The sequence below is a fragment of the Pseudoalteromonas sp. SG41-5 genome (assembly GCF_014164495.1).
Taxonomy (GTDB): domain Bacteria; phylum Pseudomonadota; class Gammaproteobacteria; order Enterobacterales; family Alteromonadaceae; genus Pseudoalteromonas; species Pseudoalteromonas rhizosphaerae.
In genome coordinates, this window is the sequence record NZ_JACJFH010000006.1 from 41,168 (window position 1) to 55,499 (window position 14,332).

Annotated in this window: 17 protein-coding genes; 4 read left to right on the top strand and 13 right to left on the bottom strand. The window is 41.7% G+C overall.

What is annotated here, in order from left to right; genetic code table 11:
- Positions 1 to 6: 6 nt before the first annotated feature.
- Positions 7 to 723: an SIMPL domain-containing protein gene (locus tag H5232_RS02950; protein WP_182718466.1), complete on the top strand. Its 717-nt coding sequence runs from the start codon at positions 7 to 9 to the stop codon at positions 721 to 723.
- A gap of 2 nt (positions 724 to 725) precedes the next feature.
- Here the strand turns inward: H5232_RS02950 and H5232_RS02955 are convergent, their stop codons facing one another.
- The 8 genes from H5232_RS02955 to H5232_RS02990 all read right to left on the bottom strand — a co-directional run bounded on the left by H5232_RS02955 (position 726) and on the right by H5232_RS02990 (position 7,849).
- Positions 726 to 1,424: a hypothetical protein gene (locus H5232_RS02955; RefSeq protein ID WP_182718465.1), complete on the bottom strand. Its 699-nt coding sequence runs from the start codon at positions 1,422 to 1,424 to the stop codon at positions 726 to 728.
- A 138-nt stretch (positions 1,425 to 1,562) separates the two neighbouring features.
- Positions 1,563 to 3,395 carry a DUF885 family protein gene (locus H5232_RS02960; protein ID WP_182718464.1) on the bottom strand — a complete coding sequence of 611 codons (1,833 nt, stop codon included), beginning with the start codon at positions 3,393 to 3,395 and terminating at the stop codon, positions 1,563 to 1,565.
- A gap of 81 nt (positions 3,396 to 3,476) precedes the next feature.
- Positions 3,477 to 4,613, bottom strand: a complete 1,137-nt coding sequence (hemW, locus tag H5232_RS02965) for a radical SAM family heme chaperone HemW (protein ID WP_182830547.1) — start codon at positions 4,611 to 4,613, stop codon at positions 3,477 to 3,479.
- A complete protein-coding gene (locus H5232_RS02970) occupies positions 4,610 to 5,209 on the bottom strand; it encodes an XTP/dITP diphosphatase (protein ID WP_182718462.1) in 600 nt (199 codons plus the stop codon). The genes hemW and H5232_RS02970 overlap by 4 nt, the downstream gene beginning before the upstream one ends.
- Positions 5,210 to 5,212: 3 nt before the next feature.
- A complete protein-coding gene (locus H5232_RS02975) occupies positions 5,213 to 5,656 on the bottom strand; it encodes a DUF4426 domain-containing protein (RefSeq protein ID WP_145234922.1) in 444 nt (147 codons plus the stop codon).
- 51 nt (positions 5,657 to 5,707) lie between these two features.
- Positions 5,708 to 6,241 (bottom strand): YggT family protein, encoded by a 534-nt coding sequence (locus H5232_RS02980; protein WP_182830548.1) that lies wholly within the window; start codon positions 6,239 to 6,241, stop codon positions 5,708 to 5,710.
- Between the two features lie 57 nt (positions 6,242 to 6,298).
- Positions 6,299 to 7,120, bottom strand: coding sequence for a pyrroline-5-carboxylate reductase (gene proC, locus H5232_RS02985; protein WP_182739968.1), 822 nt, complete (start codon positions 7,118 to 7,120; stop codon positions 6,299 to 6,301).
- 15 nt (positions 7,121 to 7,135) lie between these two features.
- Positions 7,136 to 7,849 (bottom strand): YggS family pyridoxal phosphate-dependent enzyme, encoded by a 714-nt coding sequence (locus H5232_RS02990; RefSeq protein ID WP_310736240.1) that lies wholly within the window; start codon positions 7,847 to 7,849, stop codon positions 7,136 to 7,138.
- Positions 7,850 to 7,851: 2 nt separating this feature from the next.
- Here H5232_RS02990 and H5232_RS02995 point away from each other — a divergent pair, with 2 nt between their 5' ends.
- Genes H5232_RS02995 through H5232_RS03005 form a run of 3 tightly spaced genes read left to right on the top strand, consistent with a single transcriptional unit; the run spans position 7,852 to position 10,955 of the window.
- Entirely contained in the window at positions 7,852 to 8,892 is a 1,041-nt protein-coding gene (locus H5232_RS02995) for a type IV pilus twitching motility protein PilT (protein WP_145234931.1), read from the top strand.
- Positions 8,893 to 8,911: 19 nt separating this feature from the next.
- Positions 8,912 to 10,042, top strand: a complete 1,131-nt coding sequence (locus H5232_RS03000) for a PilT/PilU family type 4a pilus ATPase (protein WP_145234933.1) — start codon at positions 8,912 to 8,914, stop codon at positions 10,040 to 10,042.
- A 1-nt stretch (position 10,043) separates the two neighbouring features.
- Entirely contained in the window at positions 10,044 to 10,955 is a 912-nt protein-coding gene (locus H5232_RS03005; protein ID WP_145234935.1) for a hypothetical protein, read from the top strand.
- Here H5232_RS03005 and ruvX read toward each other — a convergent pair.
- The 5 genes from ruvX to H5232_RS03030 form a co-directional block, all read right to left on the bottom strand.
- On the bottom strand, positions 10,918 to 11,364 hold the full coding sequence (ruvX, locus tag H5232_RS03010; RefSeq protein ID WP_145234938.1) for a Holliday junction resolvase RuvX: 447 nt from the start codon (positions 11,362 to 11,364) through the stop codon (positions 10,918 to 10,920). The two genes, H5232_RS03005 and ruvX, sit on opposite strands and share 38 nt — an antisense overlap.
- Positions 11,365 to 11,400: 36 nt before the next feature.
- Positions 11,401 to 11,958, bottom strand: a complete 558-nt coding sequence (locus H5232_RS03015) for a YqgE/AlgH family protein (RefSeq protein ID WP_145234940.1) — start codon at positions 11,956 to 11,958, stop codon at positions 11,401 to 11,403.
- Positions 11,959 to 11,985: 27 nt separating this feature from the next.
- Positions 11,986 to 12,939: a glutathione synthase gene (gene gshB / locus H5232_RS03020; RefSeq protein WP_145234942.1), complete on the bottom strand. Its 954-nt coding sequence runs from the start codon at positions 12,937 to 12,939 to the stop codon at positions 11,986 to 11,988.
- Positions 12,940 to 12,993: 54 nt separating this feature from the next.
- Positions 12,994 to 13,728 (bottom strand): 16S rRNA (uracil(1498)-N(3))-methyltransferase, encoded by a 735-nt coding sequence (gene rsmE, locus H5232_RS03025; protein WP_145234944.1) that lies wholly within the window; start codon positions 13,726 to 13,728, stop codon positions 12,994 to 12,996.
- Positions 13,729 to 13,833: 105 nt separating this feature from the next.
- A complete protein-coding gene (locus tag H5232_RS03030; protein WP_145234946.1) occupies positions 13,834 to 14,307 on the bottom strand; it encodes a hypothetical protein in 474 nt (157 codons plus the stop codon).
- Positions 14,308 to 14,332: the final 25 nt, after the last annotated feature.

Sequence of the window (14,332 nt, forward strand, 5' to 3'; positions counted from 1 at the left end):
CATTAAATGAATAAACCAAATGGATATTATCAGTTGCTTGGCGCAGCTGTATTGAGTGTCGCTATACTTGGCTGCGGATGGATTTTAAAATCAGCAGCGCTTGATGTAAAAAATATGGAACGCACGGTTGAGGTTAAAGGATTAGCAGAGCGTGAAGTAACTGCTGATACAGTGATCTGGCCGGTACAATTTAGTGATGCAGATAATGACCTCGAAAAGTTAGTTGAACGGGTTGAGCAGAAAAATGCCGCAGTGATCGCTTTTTTAAAACTGCATGGCTTTGATGAACAAGAGATCAGCCAAGGTAGGCAATCAATTGTTGATAAACAAGCGCGCGAATACGGCGCTGATAATCAACAGTTTCGCTATATTGCCCGCGCAAATATTACCGTGTATTCGCAGCAGCCTGATAAAGTGCAAAACGCCTTAACTAAGGTGGGCCAGCTAGCCAAACAAGGTATTGCGATTGTGCAAGATAACTATGAAACCCGCATTGAATATTTGTTCTCTGGGCTAAACGATATAAAACCAGCAATGGTGCAAGAAGCCACCGAAAAAGCTCGCGAAGTGGCATTAAAATTTGCCAAGGACTCACAGTCAAAACTAGGTAAAATTCGCACCGCAAGACAAGGGCAGTTTAGTATAATCGACCGCGATTCAAACACTCCGCAGATCAAAAAAGTGCGAGTTGTAACCAGCGTTGAATATTATTTATCTGATTAATATTATTTATGTTGTACAAGGTAGCGCTCAACTTGTTCTGTTTTACAGCGTAAGTAAGCGCCACTGAGCAGTATTTTATAGTCACTGAGTGGCTTGTCTGGGCTTGTTTGAGATAACGTGAGTAAGGCTTTTAAGAATGCGGCAGTGTTTATATTGCCCTGATTTTGTTTAAACTCAACTTCCATTAATGCCAGCAAGGCCGAAAATTCATGCTTTGGTAAGCTGTGTTGGGCTGGATTGTTTGCAATGTAACTTGCAACTGGGGTCAGCCCGATATCATTAACTTGCGCTAAAGCTTGCAACAAGTTTTCGTTACTTTCAAATAGCATCAGTGAACGTACATAATTAAACGGTAATTTAGCCTCACTACACTCGCTAAATAAGCGGTGCAATACATTTTGCTGCTGTTGGTTTTGTTGTGTAAAACCATGATTGAACTTTAGACCAGGGGTAAAAAAACTTAATTGGTCGGTATTATTTAGCTGACTGATGATGGCTGTTGGTAGCGAGTGTTGAGTTAATATGCGTGTGGCGATATTTTGCAGATAAGTATATTTTACACTCATGCGTTGCGCACTGCTATATAAGTGCTGTAACTGCATGGCTTGTTGTATTGCAGATAAACTGGCAAAGCTATCAACAATGGCTTGCAACTGATGCTGCTGCATCTGTTGGTTTAGTTGACTGATACATGTATCAATTGTTAATCCTATACGTTACGTGTATATCAAGTGCTTTATCCTAGCGTAAAGCACTTGTTGGTCAAGTGTTTATCTATCTTTCAGGCAATAAAAAAGGCCGTAGATACGGCCTTTGTATATGTTATAAAGTAAGGATGCTTAAGCTGCTAGTTTGCTTGCAACCCACTCATCAACAAAGTTCTCTAGTACGTTTAGTGGCACTGCGCCATTTTTAAGTACCACATCATGGAATTCACGGATATCAAACTTATCACCTAGTTTAACCTTGGCAGCTTCACGAAGTTCTAGAATCTTCAGCATACCTACTTTGTAAGCCGTTGCTTGCGAAGGCATTACAATGTGGCGTTCAACCATTTTAACGCCGTCAGACGTCGCGTTTGGCGTGTTATTTACGTAGTAATCAATACCCTGTTGGCGAGTCCACTTCATTTCGTGGATACCAGTATCAACCACTAAGCGACATGCACGCCATAGTTCCATCGATAGACGGCCAAAGTCAGAATAAGGGTCTGCATACATGCCCATTTCTTTTGGTAATAACTCTGAGTACAAGCCCCAACCTTCGATATAGGCTGTGTAGCCACCGAATTTACGGAACTTAGGCACGCCTTCAAGCTCTTGCGAAATTGCAATTTGCATGTGGTGACCTGGAATACCCTCGTGATAAGCCAGCGCTTCCATTTGATACGTTGGCATTGCTTCCATGTCGTAAAGGTTAGCGTAGTAAACACCGGGGCGTGAACCATCTGGTGCAGGCTGTTGGTAGAATGCTTTACCAGCCGCTTTTTCACGGAAGGCTTCAACACGCTTAACAATCATGTCGGCTTTAGGCTTAACAATGAATAGCTCATCCAAGCGTGATTTCATGGTGTTAATAAGTGCCGTGGCTTCGTCAAGGTATTGCTGCTTACCTGCTTCAGTATTAGGTAAGTAAAATTGCTTATCGGTTTTCATAAACTGCATAAAGGCTTTTAAATCGCCTTTAAAACCAACTTTTTCTTTGATTTGGCGCATTTCGTCATGAATACGAGATACTTCAGCTAAACCGATGGTGTGGATCTCTTTAGCCGTTAAATCAGTGGTAGTCGTGCGCGCTAATGCGTTGTTGTAAAACGCTTCGCCATCAGGAAACTTCCAAGCACCATCACGATCATCAGCACGTTTTTCAAGCTGTGCCAAATAATTAATCAACTTAGAGTAAGAAGGTTTTACAGCCGCTTTAAGGGCTTTCTCAGCATCGCTGATTAACGCGTCTTTATCAGCTTGAGCAATTTCAAGCTTCGCAACTTTACGTTTAAAGTCGGCAAGTAAGGTGGAATCATCACCTTGTTCAAATGGCGCACCGTGAATGATATTTTTGCTTGAATCAATCACATGTGGGAATACAAATTTAGGAGCGATAATGCCTTTATCAGCACGTACTTCTAAATCAGTGATCAGTTGATCAATAACCGTGGTTACGCCATTCAAACGCGAGATGTAGGCTTTGGCATCGGCAACATCAGAAATCTGGTGTTGGTTGATTAAAAAGGCCGGGATCATCGAGTGAGTACCAAACATTTGGTTCACTGGGTAGTTATGATAGCGCCATTTAAAATCAGCAATGCTGTTTTCAAGGTCTTGCTTTTTAAGGTCATAACTAACTTTTGTGGTGTCATCTAGGAGTTCGCGGTTAATAGCGTTTAATGCCACTAAATCATCTTTTGTTTGTTGATGATCTTTCAGTACGCGCGCTTCGCTACCGTCATCCCATTTGTCGTAGTCTTGTTTGATACCCATGTATGTTTGATAAACAGGGCTGCTCATCACATCACGGTTAAAAGTATCTTCGAAGAACGCATTCGCTTTGTCTATTTCGCTTTGTACCGGTTGTGCTTGTACAGTTGGCGTGCTTTGTTGCTCTGGTGTTTGCTGGCAACCACCTAGCAGTGCAATACTCACTGCGGCGGCGATAAAGGTTAGTTTACGCATGTTTTCCCTTTTGTTGTTAGAAACCATTGAAGGTTATTAATTATTATTAGTGTGTATTTGTTAGTAAAGTTTGGGTTGTTATTACACAAACAATTCTAGCAGGTCATTTAAAAAACGATGACCTTTTTGGCTTACCTGCCAGTGACTATCCGTTTGCTTAAGCAAACCCTTGGCAATGGCTTGTTGCAGCGCATCAGCTTGGCTTTGCAGCGGTAACTGAGTTAAGGCTGTAAAGTCACTAATTGGGCAGGCTTCAAATAACCGTAAGCGATTCATAAAGAATTCAAACGGTAAGTCGTGTTGTTCAACTGGCCACTGTTTAAATAAATACGGCTTAGCTAAATCCATATAACCGCGAGGATGTTTTACTTTCTCAGTGCGGGTAATGATGCCTGTTTTAGCATCGGTTACCTTACCATGGGCACCACAACCAATGCCTAAATAATCGCCAAAGCGCCAATAATTCAAGTTATGTTGGCATTGAAAACCTGGTTTTGCATAGCCGGAAATTTCATATTGCTGATAACCTGCCTCAGTAAGTAAGGCTTGGCCTTGCTCTTGAATATCCCATAAGGTGTCATCGGCCGGTAACGTTGGCGGTTTAGAGGCAAATTGGGTATTGGCCTCAATCGTTAACTGATACCACGAAATATGTGGCGGATTAAGGGCGATGACTTTTTTCAAGTCGCTCAGCGCATCAGCAACAGATTGTCCCGGTAAGCCGTGCATTAAATCAAGATTAAAGCTATTTAAACCTGCTTCATGAGCTTGCTCTGCGGCATATATGGCTTCATCGGCACCGTGAATACGCCCCAACGCTTTGAGTTTGTCGTCTTGCATGCTTTGCACGCCAATCGAAATACGATTAATGCCAGCTGCCACATAGTCTTTAAAACGTCCTGTTTCAACCGTACCGGGGTTAGCTTCTAAGGTGATCTCGCAGTTTTCACTTAGGCCAATTAATGAATCCACCGCCGTTAATAAATAAACGTAGGCCTCACCGGTTAATAAGCTAGGCGTGCCACCACCGATAAAGATTGAATGAATTTTACGTCCTTGCACTAAGTGCAGATCGGTTTTTAAATCATCAATTAAATGCTGCACATATTCCTTTTCAGGGATCTCACCTTTTTGACCGTGACTATTAAAATCACAATACGGGCATTTTTGCACACACCAAGGGACGTGCACATATAAACTTAATGGTGGTAAATTCACAGGCCGCCTTTGAGCTTAAGCTCAGACAATAAACGTTGTAATGCCTGACCACGATGGCTTACTGCATTTTTTTGCTGCTTAGTTAATTGCGCACTGGTGCATTCAAGTTCTGGCACATAAAAAATAGGGTCGTAACCAAAACCACCTTGGCCATCTTGGCTTTGCGTAATTTGTCCTTCCCAGCTCGCACTGCAAATCAGTGGAGTAGGGTCATCAGCATGACGCATTAATACCAGCACACACCAAAAACGGGCACTGCGGTTAGGGTTGTTAGCAAGTTCGCTTAATAATTTATCAATATTATCTTGATCGCTAGCGCCTTCTCTGGCATAGCGAGCTGAGTAAACGCCAGGGGCGCCGTTAAGGCCATCAACCTCTAACCCTGAGTCGTCAGCAATAGCTGGTAGCCCCGTTATTTTTGCAGCATGGCGAGCTTTGATAATAGCGTTTTCAACAAAGGTGGTGCCTGTTTCTGCTACTTCTGGCACATTAAAATCGCTTTGTGGCACAACGTTTATTTCAAGCGGGTTTAGCATCTGCGCTAATTCGTTGACTTTACCCGGATTGCCAGTGGCTAACACTAAAGTTTTTTTCATGAATTAATCTACGTAAAATTTTTGCTGGAACTGCAGCTTTTGAAATTGATTACCTTGTTGTATTTCAATTTCAAAGCGCAGAATTTCTTCGTTAGTAAAATCAACTTGCGCGAGGTAATAAATTGCATCGCCTTCGATGACTTCTTTGAAGTCCAAGGTTTGCTTATTACCAAGTAGGTTTTTAGCAGTGCCTTTAAGAATGGCCGTTTGCGCTGTGGCATCGGTATCTTTTTTAAGGATTGAAATATTGACAATGCCCTTATAACCACTACGTTCTAGGCCATAGGTTTTGGCTATTTGTGGTTGAATAAAGGTTGACGGAAATGCAATGTAATGTACTTGCCATGGGCCGAGTTCTTTGTATTGTGCGCCTTGCATTTGTTCACTGTGGGCACTAAAGGTAATACCTGCTAATGCAAAGAATAAAATACTTGCGAGCTTTTTCATAAATGACTCTTAAAAAAAGAGGCCTAGTAGGCCTCTGTGTTAATGATAAGGTTAGCCGACTAAATCAATAAACAAAAACTGGGCAAATTGCAGCGCGATAATTAACACTAAAATTGATAGATCTAAGCCGCCCAGTGGCGGTAACACTTTACGAATAGGTCTTAACATTGGTTCAGTTAGCTGCTGAAATACCGCTTCTACTGGATTGTTGCCTTGGCTTACCCAGCTTAATAACGCGCGAATAACTAACACCCAAAACAACAAGTTTAAGCCTTCTTTAATCACCGTTACTAGCGCATTTAAAAGTACAAATCCAACTTCCCATGTCGCGCCTACTAAAAATATCAGCGCAGTAATTTTTGCAGCAGCGACAATGAACGCCAGTAATAACGAAGCTAAGTCTAGGCCACCTAACCCTGGAATAATTTTACGCAGTGGATTAACAGCAAATGAAGTAGCTTTGACCACAAACTGACTCAACGGATTGTAAAAATCAGCCTTGGCGGCTTGTAGCCAAAAGCGCATTAATACGACCATTAAAAATAGATCGAATAGTGTGCTTATTAAAAATTGCATGGCGTTCATAACGTACCTTAATTAAAAACCTTAAACATAAATAGGGCTAAAAGCAGCAAAGTGCTTTTAAAGTTCTTGTTCCATTTGTTCCGCGCGAGCAATACAGGCATCCATTGCATCGGCGACAGTGTTAGTCAGACCGTGTGCTTTTAAATGTTCAACAGCTGCATGCGTGGTGCCACCTTTTGATGTCACATTAGCACGCAATTGTGAAATACTAATCTCAGGCTGAGATAGTGCCATTTCAGCTGCACCTAATGCTGTTTGCTGTACTAAGCGACGTGCGTCTTCATCGCTAAAGCCAAGTGCTTTGGCTTTTTCTTCTATGGCTTCCATAAATAAGAAAAAGTAAGCCGGTGATGACCCCGTAACAGCAATAACATCGTTAATTTGTGACTCTTGCTCAACCCATACCGCAATACCTGTACATTCAAATACTTGTTGCACAAAAGTGTGTTCTTGCTCGGTTTCGCCGGCACCAAATAAACCTGATACACCGCGCCCTAATAAAGACGGGGTATTTGGCATACAACGTACCATCTTAACGTCTTGTCCGAGCATTTCACGTAACCGCTTAACCGTTAAGCCTGCGGCGACAGAAATAAATAGCTTATCGCTAAAGTCGATACCCGAATCTTGAAATGATTGACATAAATCACCCATCATTTGCGGCTTTACAGACAACACAATAACATCGGCATCGCGCAGTGCTTCGTTGTTATCTGCGGTGGTTTTAACCCCGAAATCCGCTGCTACCTTAGCGAGTTTTTCTTGGTTACGATTTGTTGCAATAATACTCGATGCAGCAAATCCTTTTTTTACCATGCCGCCAATAATGGCGTAGCTCATATTACCTGTGCCTATGAATGCAATTGTTTTATCTGACATATCTTAGTTATCACCTTAGCTTCGTTGGCCAAAAATATCCGTGCCGATGCGTACCATGGTTGAGCCTGCTGCAATCGCAGCTTCGACATCACCACTCATCCCCATCGACAGGGTGTCTATTTGAGGATATTGGGCTTTAAGTCTATCAAAGCAAGCACGTAATTGCTCAAAATATTGTATTTGTTGCTGTGGATCGTCAGTTTTTGCTGGGATTGCCATGACACCACGCAATTCTAAATGCGGGCAATGGTGAATAAATTCAGCGAGGCTTGCAAGTTTATCGGGGTGGCAGCCTGATTTTGAGTCCTCTAAGCTGATATTTACTTGGATCAGTACTTTTAAAGGGGCTTTATCTGCGGGCCTTTGATCGTTTAAACGTTGCGCTATTTTTTCACGTTCAATACTTTGCACCCAATCAAAGTGGCTGGCAACAAGGGCGGTTTTATTTGATTGAATAGGGCCAATGAAATGCCAAACAATATCGCTATAATTTGCTAATTGGGTTATTTTATCAACAGCTTCTTGAACGTATGATTCACCAAATTCTCGGTGACCTTGTTGATAAGCCGCTAGAATGAAATCAGCAGGTTTGGTTTTTGATACTGCCAACAAGCAGACATCGTGCTCATTACGATGATGTTTTTTTGCCGCTAGGGCAATTCTAGCATAGGCGGACTTAAGTCGTTCTGCTATTGTAACCATATAATTATCAGTTAGTTGTGGAGTCATAAATGGATATTACCGAATTATTGGCCTTTAGTGTGCAGCACAAAGCATCAGATTTACACTTATCATCAGGGGTTGCGCCAATGATCCGTGTTGATGGTGATGTGCGACGTATTAATATACCAGCGCTGGAAAACAAAGATGTTAACAGCCTAGTTTACGATATTATGAACGATAATCAACGCAAGGACTATGAACAAAACCTTGAAGTGGATTTTTCGTTTGAAGTGCCGAACTTAGCACGTTTTCGTGTTAATGCCTTCAACTCAAATCGAGGCCCCGCAGCTGTATTTCGTACCATTCCCAGTGAAGTGCTGACGCTTGATGATTTAGGTGCGCCAGATATATTTAAAACAATCTCAGATACGCCGCGTGGTTTAGTGTTGGTAACAGGACCTACAGGCTCTGGTAAATCGACCACATTGGCTGCGATGGTGGATCATATAAATCAACACAAGCATCATCATATTTTAACCATCGAAGATCCCATCGAGTTTGTGCACGACAATAAACTATCGTTAATTAATCAACGTGAAGTGCATCGCGATACGCATAGTTTTTCTAATGCACTGCGCAGTGCTTTACGTGAAGATCCAGACGTGATTTTGGTTGGTGAGCTACGTGATTTAGAAACTATTCGCCTTGCCATGACTGCTGCTGAAACCGGCCATTTAGTATTTGGTACATTGCATACTACGTCAGCCCCGAAAACCATTGACCGTATTATCGATGTGTTTCCTGGTGAAGAAAAAAGTATGATCCGCTCAATGCTTTCAGAGTCATTACGCGCAGTTATTTCACAAACCCTGTTGAAAAAAATTGGTGGCGGGCGAGTCGCAGCACATGAAATCATGATTGCAGTGCCTGCGATCCGTAACCTTATCCGCGAAGATAAAATTGCGCAAATGTATTCGTCGATTCAAACTGGCGCATCGCATGGTATGCAAACCATGGATCAGTGTTTAATTAATTTAGTGAATCACGGTGTTGTTACCAATGCTGAAGCGCGTGCTAAAGCACAAGATAAAAATAATTTCGGCGGCTAGGCCCGAGTAAGGAGCAGTAATGACACATTCTCTTGATTACTTTTTACATTTGATGATTGAAAAGCAAGGTTCGGATTTATTCGTATCGAGCCAATTGCCAGTCAGCGCAAAGATTAATGGTGAACTAATTGCACTTGGCGACGAAAAAATATCAGACGAAGAGTCGCTGCAATTAGTTGAATCAGCGATGAGTGAAAAACAAAAAGCAGAGTTTCATAATACTAAAGAGTGCAACTTTGCCATAGCTACCGATGAAGGGCGCTTTAGGATCTCGGCATTTTGGCAACGAGATTGCGCGGGTATGGTTATTCGCCGTATTGTTACGCAAATTCCTGATGTTGCTGAGCTTGGTCTACCGTCGACATTGACTGATGTGATCATGGCTAAACGTGGTTTAGTGCTGTTTGTCGGTGGTACTGGCACCGGTAAATCAACGTCGTTGGCTGCATTATTAGGTTACCGTAATCGTAATCAACGTGGGCATATCTTGACTATTGAAGACCCGATTGAGTTTGTCCATGAACATCGCAAAAGTATTATTACTCAGCGTGAAGTTGGCTTAGATACGGAAAGTTTTGAGGCGGCGTTAAAAAGCTCATTACGCCAAGCCCCCGATGTCATTTTAATTGGTGAAATACGTTCGCAAGAGACCATGGAATACGCACTTAGTTTTGCTGAAACCGGTCATTTATGTGTTGCTACATTACATGCCAATAACGCTAACCAAGCAATTGACCGTATTATGCATTTAGTGCCTAAAGAAAAGCACGATAAGCTAAAATATGATCTATCCTTAAACTTACGAGCTATCATAGCACAACAACTAGTGCCTACAGCCGATGGCAATGGTCGAGTAGCTGCTATCGAAATTTTATTAAATACCCCGATTATCGGCGAGCTTATCAAAAAAGGCGACATTGGCGGCATTAAAGAAGCCATGGCTAAAGCGAAAGATATGGGTATGCAAACCTTTGATCAAGCGTTATTTGAGCTCTATAAACAGCAACGTATCAACTATGCAGATGCTTTGCATCACGCTGACTCACCTAACGATTTACGTTTGATGATTAAGCTTCGAAATAATGAACAGCAAGGGGCTGGTTTTTTACAGGGAGTAACAATTGACGGGTTAGAACCTAAAGGTCAGTAGTATGAAAAAACGCATAAAATGGTTACTTGTAACAGTTAGTTTTTATGTTGTTAGTAACTCATTTTTTGCGATGGCGACAGATCAATCGATTGCTATTTTTATCCGAGATGACGTGCATTATGATTACACACATTTTTTAGCCGGTAGAGCACCGCAGGATATTACTGATTTTAGTGGTCGATTTATACGTCGCGATGTAGTTGATATGATCATTGCCCAACAAGCCTTGTACTTGGGGGGCTTTAATAAAACTTTCAGTTATCAAATTGGTAAAATTAATTTTCGTAATACCAAACTGTTAGAAAAAGGTGAGCTACTGATCAGCTTTGATAGTTATTGGTATGAAGATGCCAAATCACTAGCAGATAAAGTGTATATCAGCGATGAGCTGATCCGTAAAGGCGAGTATTTTGCGGGGATTTTTACTTCTCCAAACAATAAAAAAGTATTTCAGCTGCAGCACCTGTCAGATTTTAATCAACTAACTAGTGTGTCTACGCCGCGTTGGCGTACAGATTGGAAAACTTTATCGCAATTACCATTAAAAGATCTAGTTGCAGAGGATGAATGGCTCAGTCAAGTGCGTATGGTATCGATGCAATGGATTGATTTTATGTTAATGCCACTGATGCCACAGATGGGTAACCAATATGTACTTGAAGATATTGTTTTGCAAGCGGTACCTAATGTGCTGATATTATTAGATGATAGTCGTCATTTTGTAATATCAAAACGCCATCCTGATGGCGCTCAGGCTTTTAAAGCGTTGCAAAAAGGCTTAAAGATATTACGAGAACAAGGTGCGATAGAAAAAGCCTATCGCCAAGCTGGATTTATTCCTGAACTGAGTGAGCAGCTTATTATAAACCTACCGCTTACCCGTAAGCTTGTTCAAAGAAGCTTTCCAAAATAATAACAGCCGACATATTATCCACATTTCCTTTACCTAAGCTACGGTAACCGCCTTGCTCAAATAATCGTGCTTTTGCATCTGCTGTGGTTAAACGTTCGTCTTGGGTCTCTACAGGCAGTCCATAGTGATTATGTAAGCGGTTGGCAAACTTTTTAGCTTTAAAGGTGACTTCTTGATTTGTGCCATCCATATTAAGCGGTAATCCAACCACCAGTAAATCAGGTTGCCACTCATCGACATGCTTTTTAATAAAATCCCAATTTGGAATACCATCTTTGGCTTTGATAGCGCTTAGGCTCGATGCGGTTCCTGTTAGTTCTTGGCCGATAGCAACACCAATGCTGGTGGTGCCAAAATCAAAGCCCATCACGGTGCGTTCACCTTTGGGCTTTAGTTGTTTTTTAGTCATGCTATCTCTGTGCTTTAAAATTGTGGGTGACCACGCTTATGCGTGGCCAGCTTCCGAACTTAATTGGCTAATATCAAAACCGAGCGTCGCGACTGCTTTTTCCCAGCGTTGCTCTATCGGTGTGTTAAAAATAATCTCAGGATCGGCTTTTATAATTAGCCATGAATTTTCGAGTAGCTCTTGTTCGAGCTGGCCTTGCTCCCAACCCGCATAGCCCAGTGTAATAATAAACTGTTCTGGTGCTTGGGCTGTGGTTAAACTTGCTAACACATCTTTGGATGTGGTTATCATGATTTCGCTGCTAAGTTCTTGGCTTGCGCTATAACCTGCTTTTGGAGAATGCAGTACAAAACCACGATCGGTTTTTACAGGTCCTCCAGCAAATACTGCAACACTTGCTGCGTGGGTGGATTTGTCGTTATCAATCTCTATTTTGTCGAGCAAGTCGCCGACAGTAATATTGATCGGCTGGTTGATCACCAGCCCCATAGCCCCGTCTTCATTGTGCTCACAAATATACGCGACAGCACGTTTAAAAAAAGGGTCTTGCATTGATGGCATTGCGATTAAAAAATGATTTTCTAATGATTGCATAACGATACCCCTTTATTGTTAGTAAATTTAAGTATGGCTCAGTTTTCTTTCTATGGCATCAAATAAGCGCCCAGTAATTGAAATATCATAGGCAGCTTCGATTTCTTTTACGCAGGTAGGCGCTGTAACATTAATTTCTGTTAGCTTATCACCAATGATATCAAGACCTACAAAAATAAGCCCTTTAGCTTTTAATGTTGGTGCAACGGCTTCGGCAATTCTACGATCTGAATCACTGATTGGGCGTGCTTCACCACGACCGCCAACAGCTAAATTACCACGTGTTTCACCATTTTGTGGAATGCGGGCTAGGCAATATGGGATCACTTCGCCATCGACCACCAATACGCGTTTATCACCTTGTTTGATCTCTGGGATATAGTTTTGTGCCATGGCAAAACGGCTACCGTGTTCGGTGAGTGTTTCGCAAATAACCCCAATGTTGGCATCATTTTCAGTCACACGGAAAATAGAGGCGCCACCCATACCATCTAAAGGTTTTAGAATGATGTCTTTATGTTCAGCCAAAAATGCGCGGATCTGGTGCTTACAACGGGTTACTAAAGTGTCAGGTGTATGCTCACTAAACCATGCGGTGAATAACTTTTCGTTCGCATCACGCAGGCTTTGTGGCTTATTAATAATAAGCGTGCCTTCAAGTTCGGCGCGTTCTAAAATATAGGTTGCGTAAATGTACTCAGTATCAAACGGTGGATCTTTACGCATTAAAATAACATCTAAATCAGCAAGTGCGATACTGGCTTTTTCTTCCAGCTCATACCAATGGTTTGTATCGTCGAACACGGTTGCTTTTGCGGCTGTGGCATACGCTTTGCCTTTACGCAATGAAAGATCATTCATTTCCATGTAGTAAATTTCATAGCCACGGCTTTGGGCTTGCATCATCATTGCAAAACCGGTGTCTTTTTTGATGTTGAATCCGCTGATCGGATCTGAAATTATACCTAACTTAATTGCCATGTTCGTTGCCTTACTGAATCTGTTGCTATTGATATGAGGGTGGTTTTACTAATTTCAATTAGCTAAATCGCCAAATTGTAGCTGTAGTGCACTTAAGACTGTCAAAGCGGCAGTTTCAGTGCGCAGCACGCGTGGGCCGATACGGATATCAACAAAATTTTGTTGTTTGGTCTGGGCAATTTCATCATCAGTGAAGCCACCTTCAGGACCAACTAAAAACCGCACGCCAGCGCTAGGTACTTCGATTGTTTTAATACTGTGCTCTGCACGAGGGTGTAGGGTAAGCTTAATTTCATCACTGCTTTGTGCAAGCCATTGGCTGATGTCTATCGGTGGATGAATCGTGGTGATCCGGTTACGACCAGATTGCTCTGCTGCAGCAATCGCTATTTTTTGCCATTGCTGGTGTTTTTTTGCAAGTCGCTCGGCGCTTAATTTAACGCCACAACGTTGACTGAAAATAGGGGTGATTTCAGTGATCCCTAATTCAACAGACTTTTGAATGGTAAAGTCCATTTTGTCACCGCGAGAAATCCCTTGCCCTAGGTGAATGCTCAGCGGTGATTCAACATCTTTTTCATTAAATTCAAGCGGCATTGCAACGACTGATTTTTTTCCTACTTCAATGAGTTCGCAAAGATATTCGCCGCCTTGGCCATTAAATAATGAAATATGCTCACCGACTTTCATCCGTAATACGCGACCTATGTGGCCTGCTGCATCATCTTCTAACTGAAGTGCAGTGGCAATTACAATAGGACTTGCTTGATAAATATGAGGAACTCTCATGATGACCTTCAACAAAAATAGCTAATATCGTTATGGTATGTAAGTCATCTCTTCGGTGCAAATACTTATTGTGAGTCAGTGATAATTAGTTAAGTTTTATTTTAACTAATTATTAAGCTTTTCACATAATGCGTCTAAATTTTGCGGTGTTTCGGCTATTTCGGTTTGGCATGATAAGTGATTATTTTGTGCTAAGTCTGTGACTGGTTCAAACAGGTATCCATCATCAATCTCTTTAATTAAAAATCGTACAGAATGTAATGAATTGAATATAAATCGTTGTTTATCATCAGCTAATAAATAATCCGTTTGATTGTATAGTACACCGGCAATATCATGGTGTTCATGTAAATAACTCGCCAGTTCTGACACGCTAATTTCATTACTAAAGTCGCAGTAGCAATAATCTTTGATCAACTGGTCAAACATTAATTTAACCAAGTGACGGGTATTTGCACCAGCAACAACAAGGGTACTTGGACTGGTGCCGTGTGGCTGAGCAAAATAATGTTCAGTGAATTGCCGGCTGAATTCACTGTCGTTATCGATCAGTAGATAGTTATTTACTTCAAACGGCATAAGGCCCCACGTATTACGTCATTTT

Excerpts from the sequence above, each read along its gene's own strand:
- rsmE (WP_145234944.1), bottom strand. The coding sequence starts at position 13,728 with ATGAGAGTTCCTCATATTTATCAAGCAAGTCCTATTGTAATTGCCACT.
- H5232_RS02990 (WP_310736240.1), bottom strand. The coding sequence starts at position 7,849 with ATGACTCCACAACTAACTGATAATTATATGGTTACAATAGCAGAACGA.
- H5232_RS02995 (WP_145234931.1), top strand. The coding sequence starts at position 7,852 with ATGGATATTACCGAATTATTGGCCTTTAGTGTGCAGCACAAAGCATCA.
- H5232_RS02950 (WP_182718466.1), top strand. The coding sequence starts at position 7 with ATGAATAAACCAAATGGATATTATCAGTTGCTTGGCGCAGCTGTATTG.
- H5232_RS03030 (WP_145234946.1), bottom strand. The coding sequence starts at position 14,307 with ATGCCGTTTGAAGTAAATAACTATCTACTGATCGATAACGACAGTGAA.
- H5232_RS02970 (WP_182718462.1), bottom strand. The coding sequence starts at position 5,209 with ATGAAAAAAACTTTAGTGTTAGCCACTGGCAATCCGGGTAAAGTCAAC.
- H5232_RS03005 (WP_145234935.1), top strand. The coding sequence starts at position 10,044 with ATGAAAAAACGCATAAAATGGTTACTTGTAACAGTTAGTTTTTATGTT.
- ruvX (WP_145234938.1), bottom strand. The coding sequence starts at position 11,364 with ATGACTAAAAAACAACTAAAGCCCAAAGGTGAACGCACCGTGATGGGC.
- H5232_RS02980 (WP_182830548.1), bottom strand. The coding sequence starts at position 6,241 with ATGAACGCCATGCAATTTTTAATAAGCACACTATTCGATCTATTTTTA.
- H5232_RS02975 (WP_145234922.1), bottom strand. The coding sequence starts at position 5,656 with ATGAAAAAGCTCGCAAGTATTTTATTCTTTGCATTAGCAGGTATTACC.
- H5232_RS03015 (WP_145234940.1), bottom strand. The coding sequence starts at position 11,958 with ATGCAATCATTAGAAAATCATTTTTTAATCGCAATGCCATCAATGCAA.
- H5232_RS03000 (WP_145234933.1), top strand. The coding sequence starts at position 8,912 with ATGACACATTCTCTTGATTACTTTTTACATTTGATGATTGAAAAGCAA.
- gshB (WP_145234942.1), bottom strand. The coding sequence starts at position 12,939 with ATGGCAATTAAGTTAGGTATAATTTCAGATCCGATCAGCGGATTCAAC.
- proC (WP_182739968.1), bottom strand. The coding sequence starts at position 7,120 with ATGTCAGATAAAACAATTGCATTCATAGGCACAGGTAATATGAGCTAC.
- H5232_RS02960 (WP_182718464.1), bottom strand. The coding sequence starts at position 3,395 with ATGCGTAAACTAACCTTTATCGCCGCCGCAGTGAGTATTGCACTGCTA.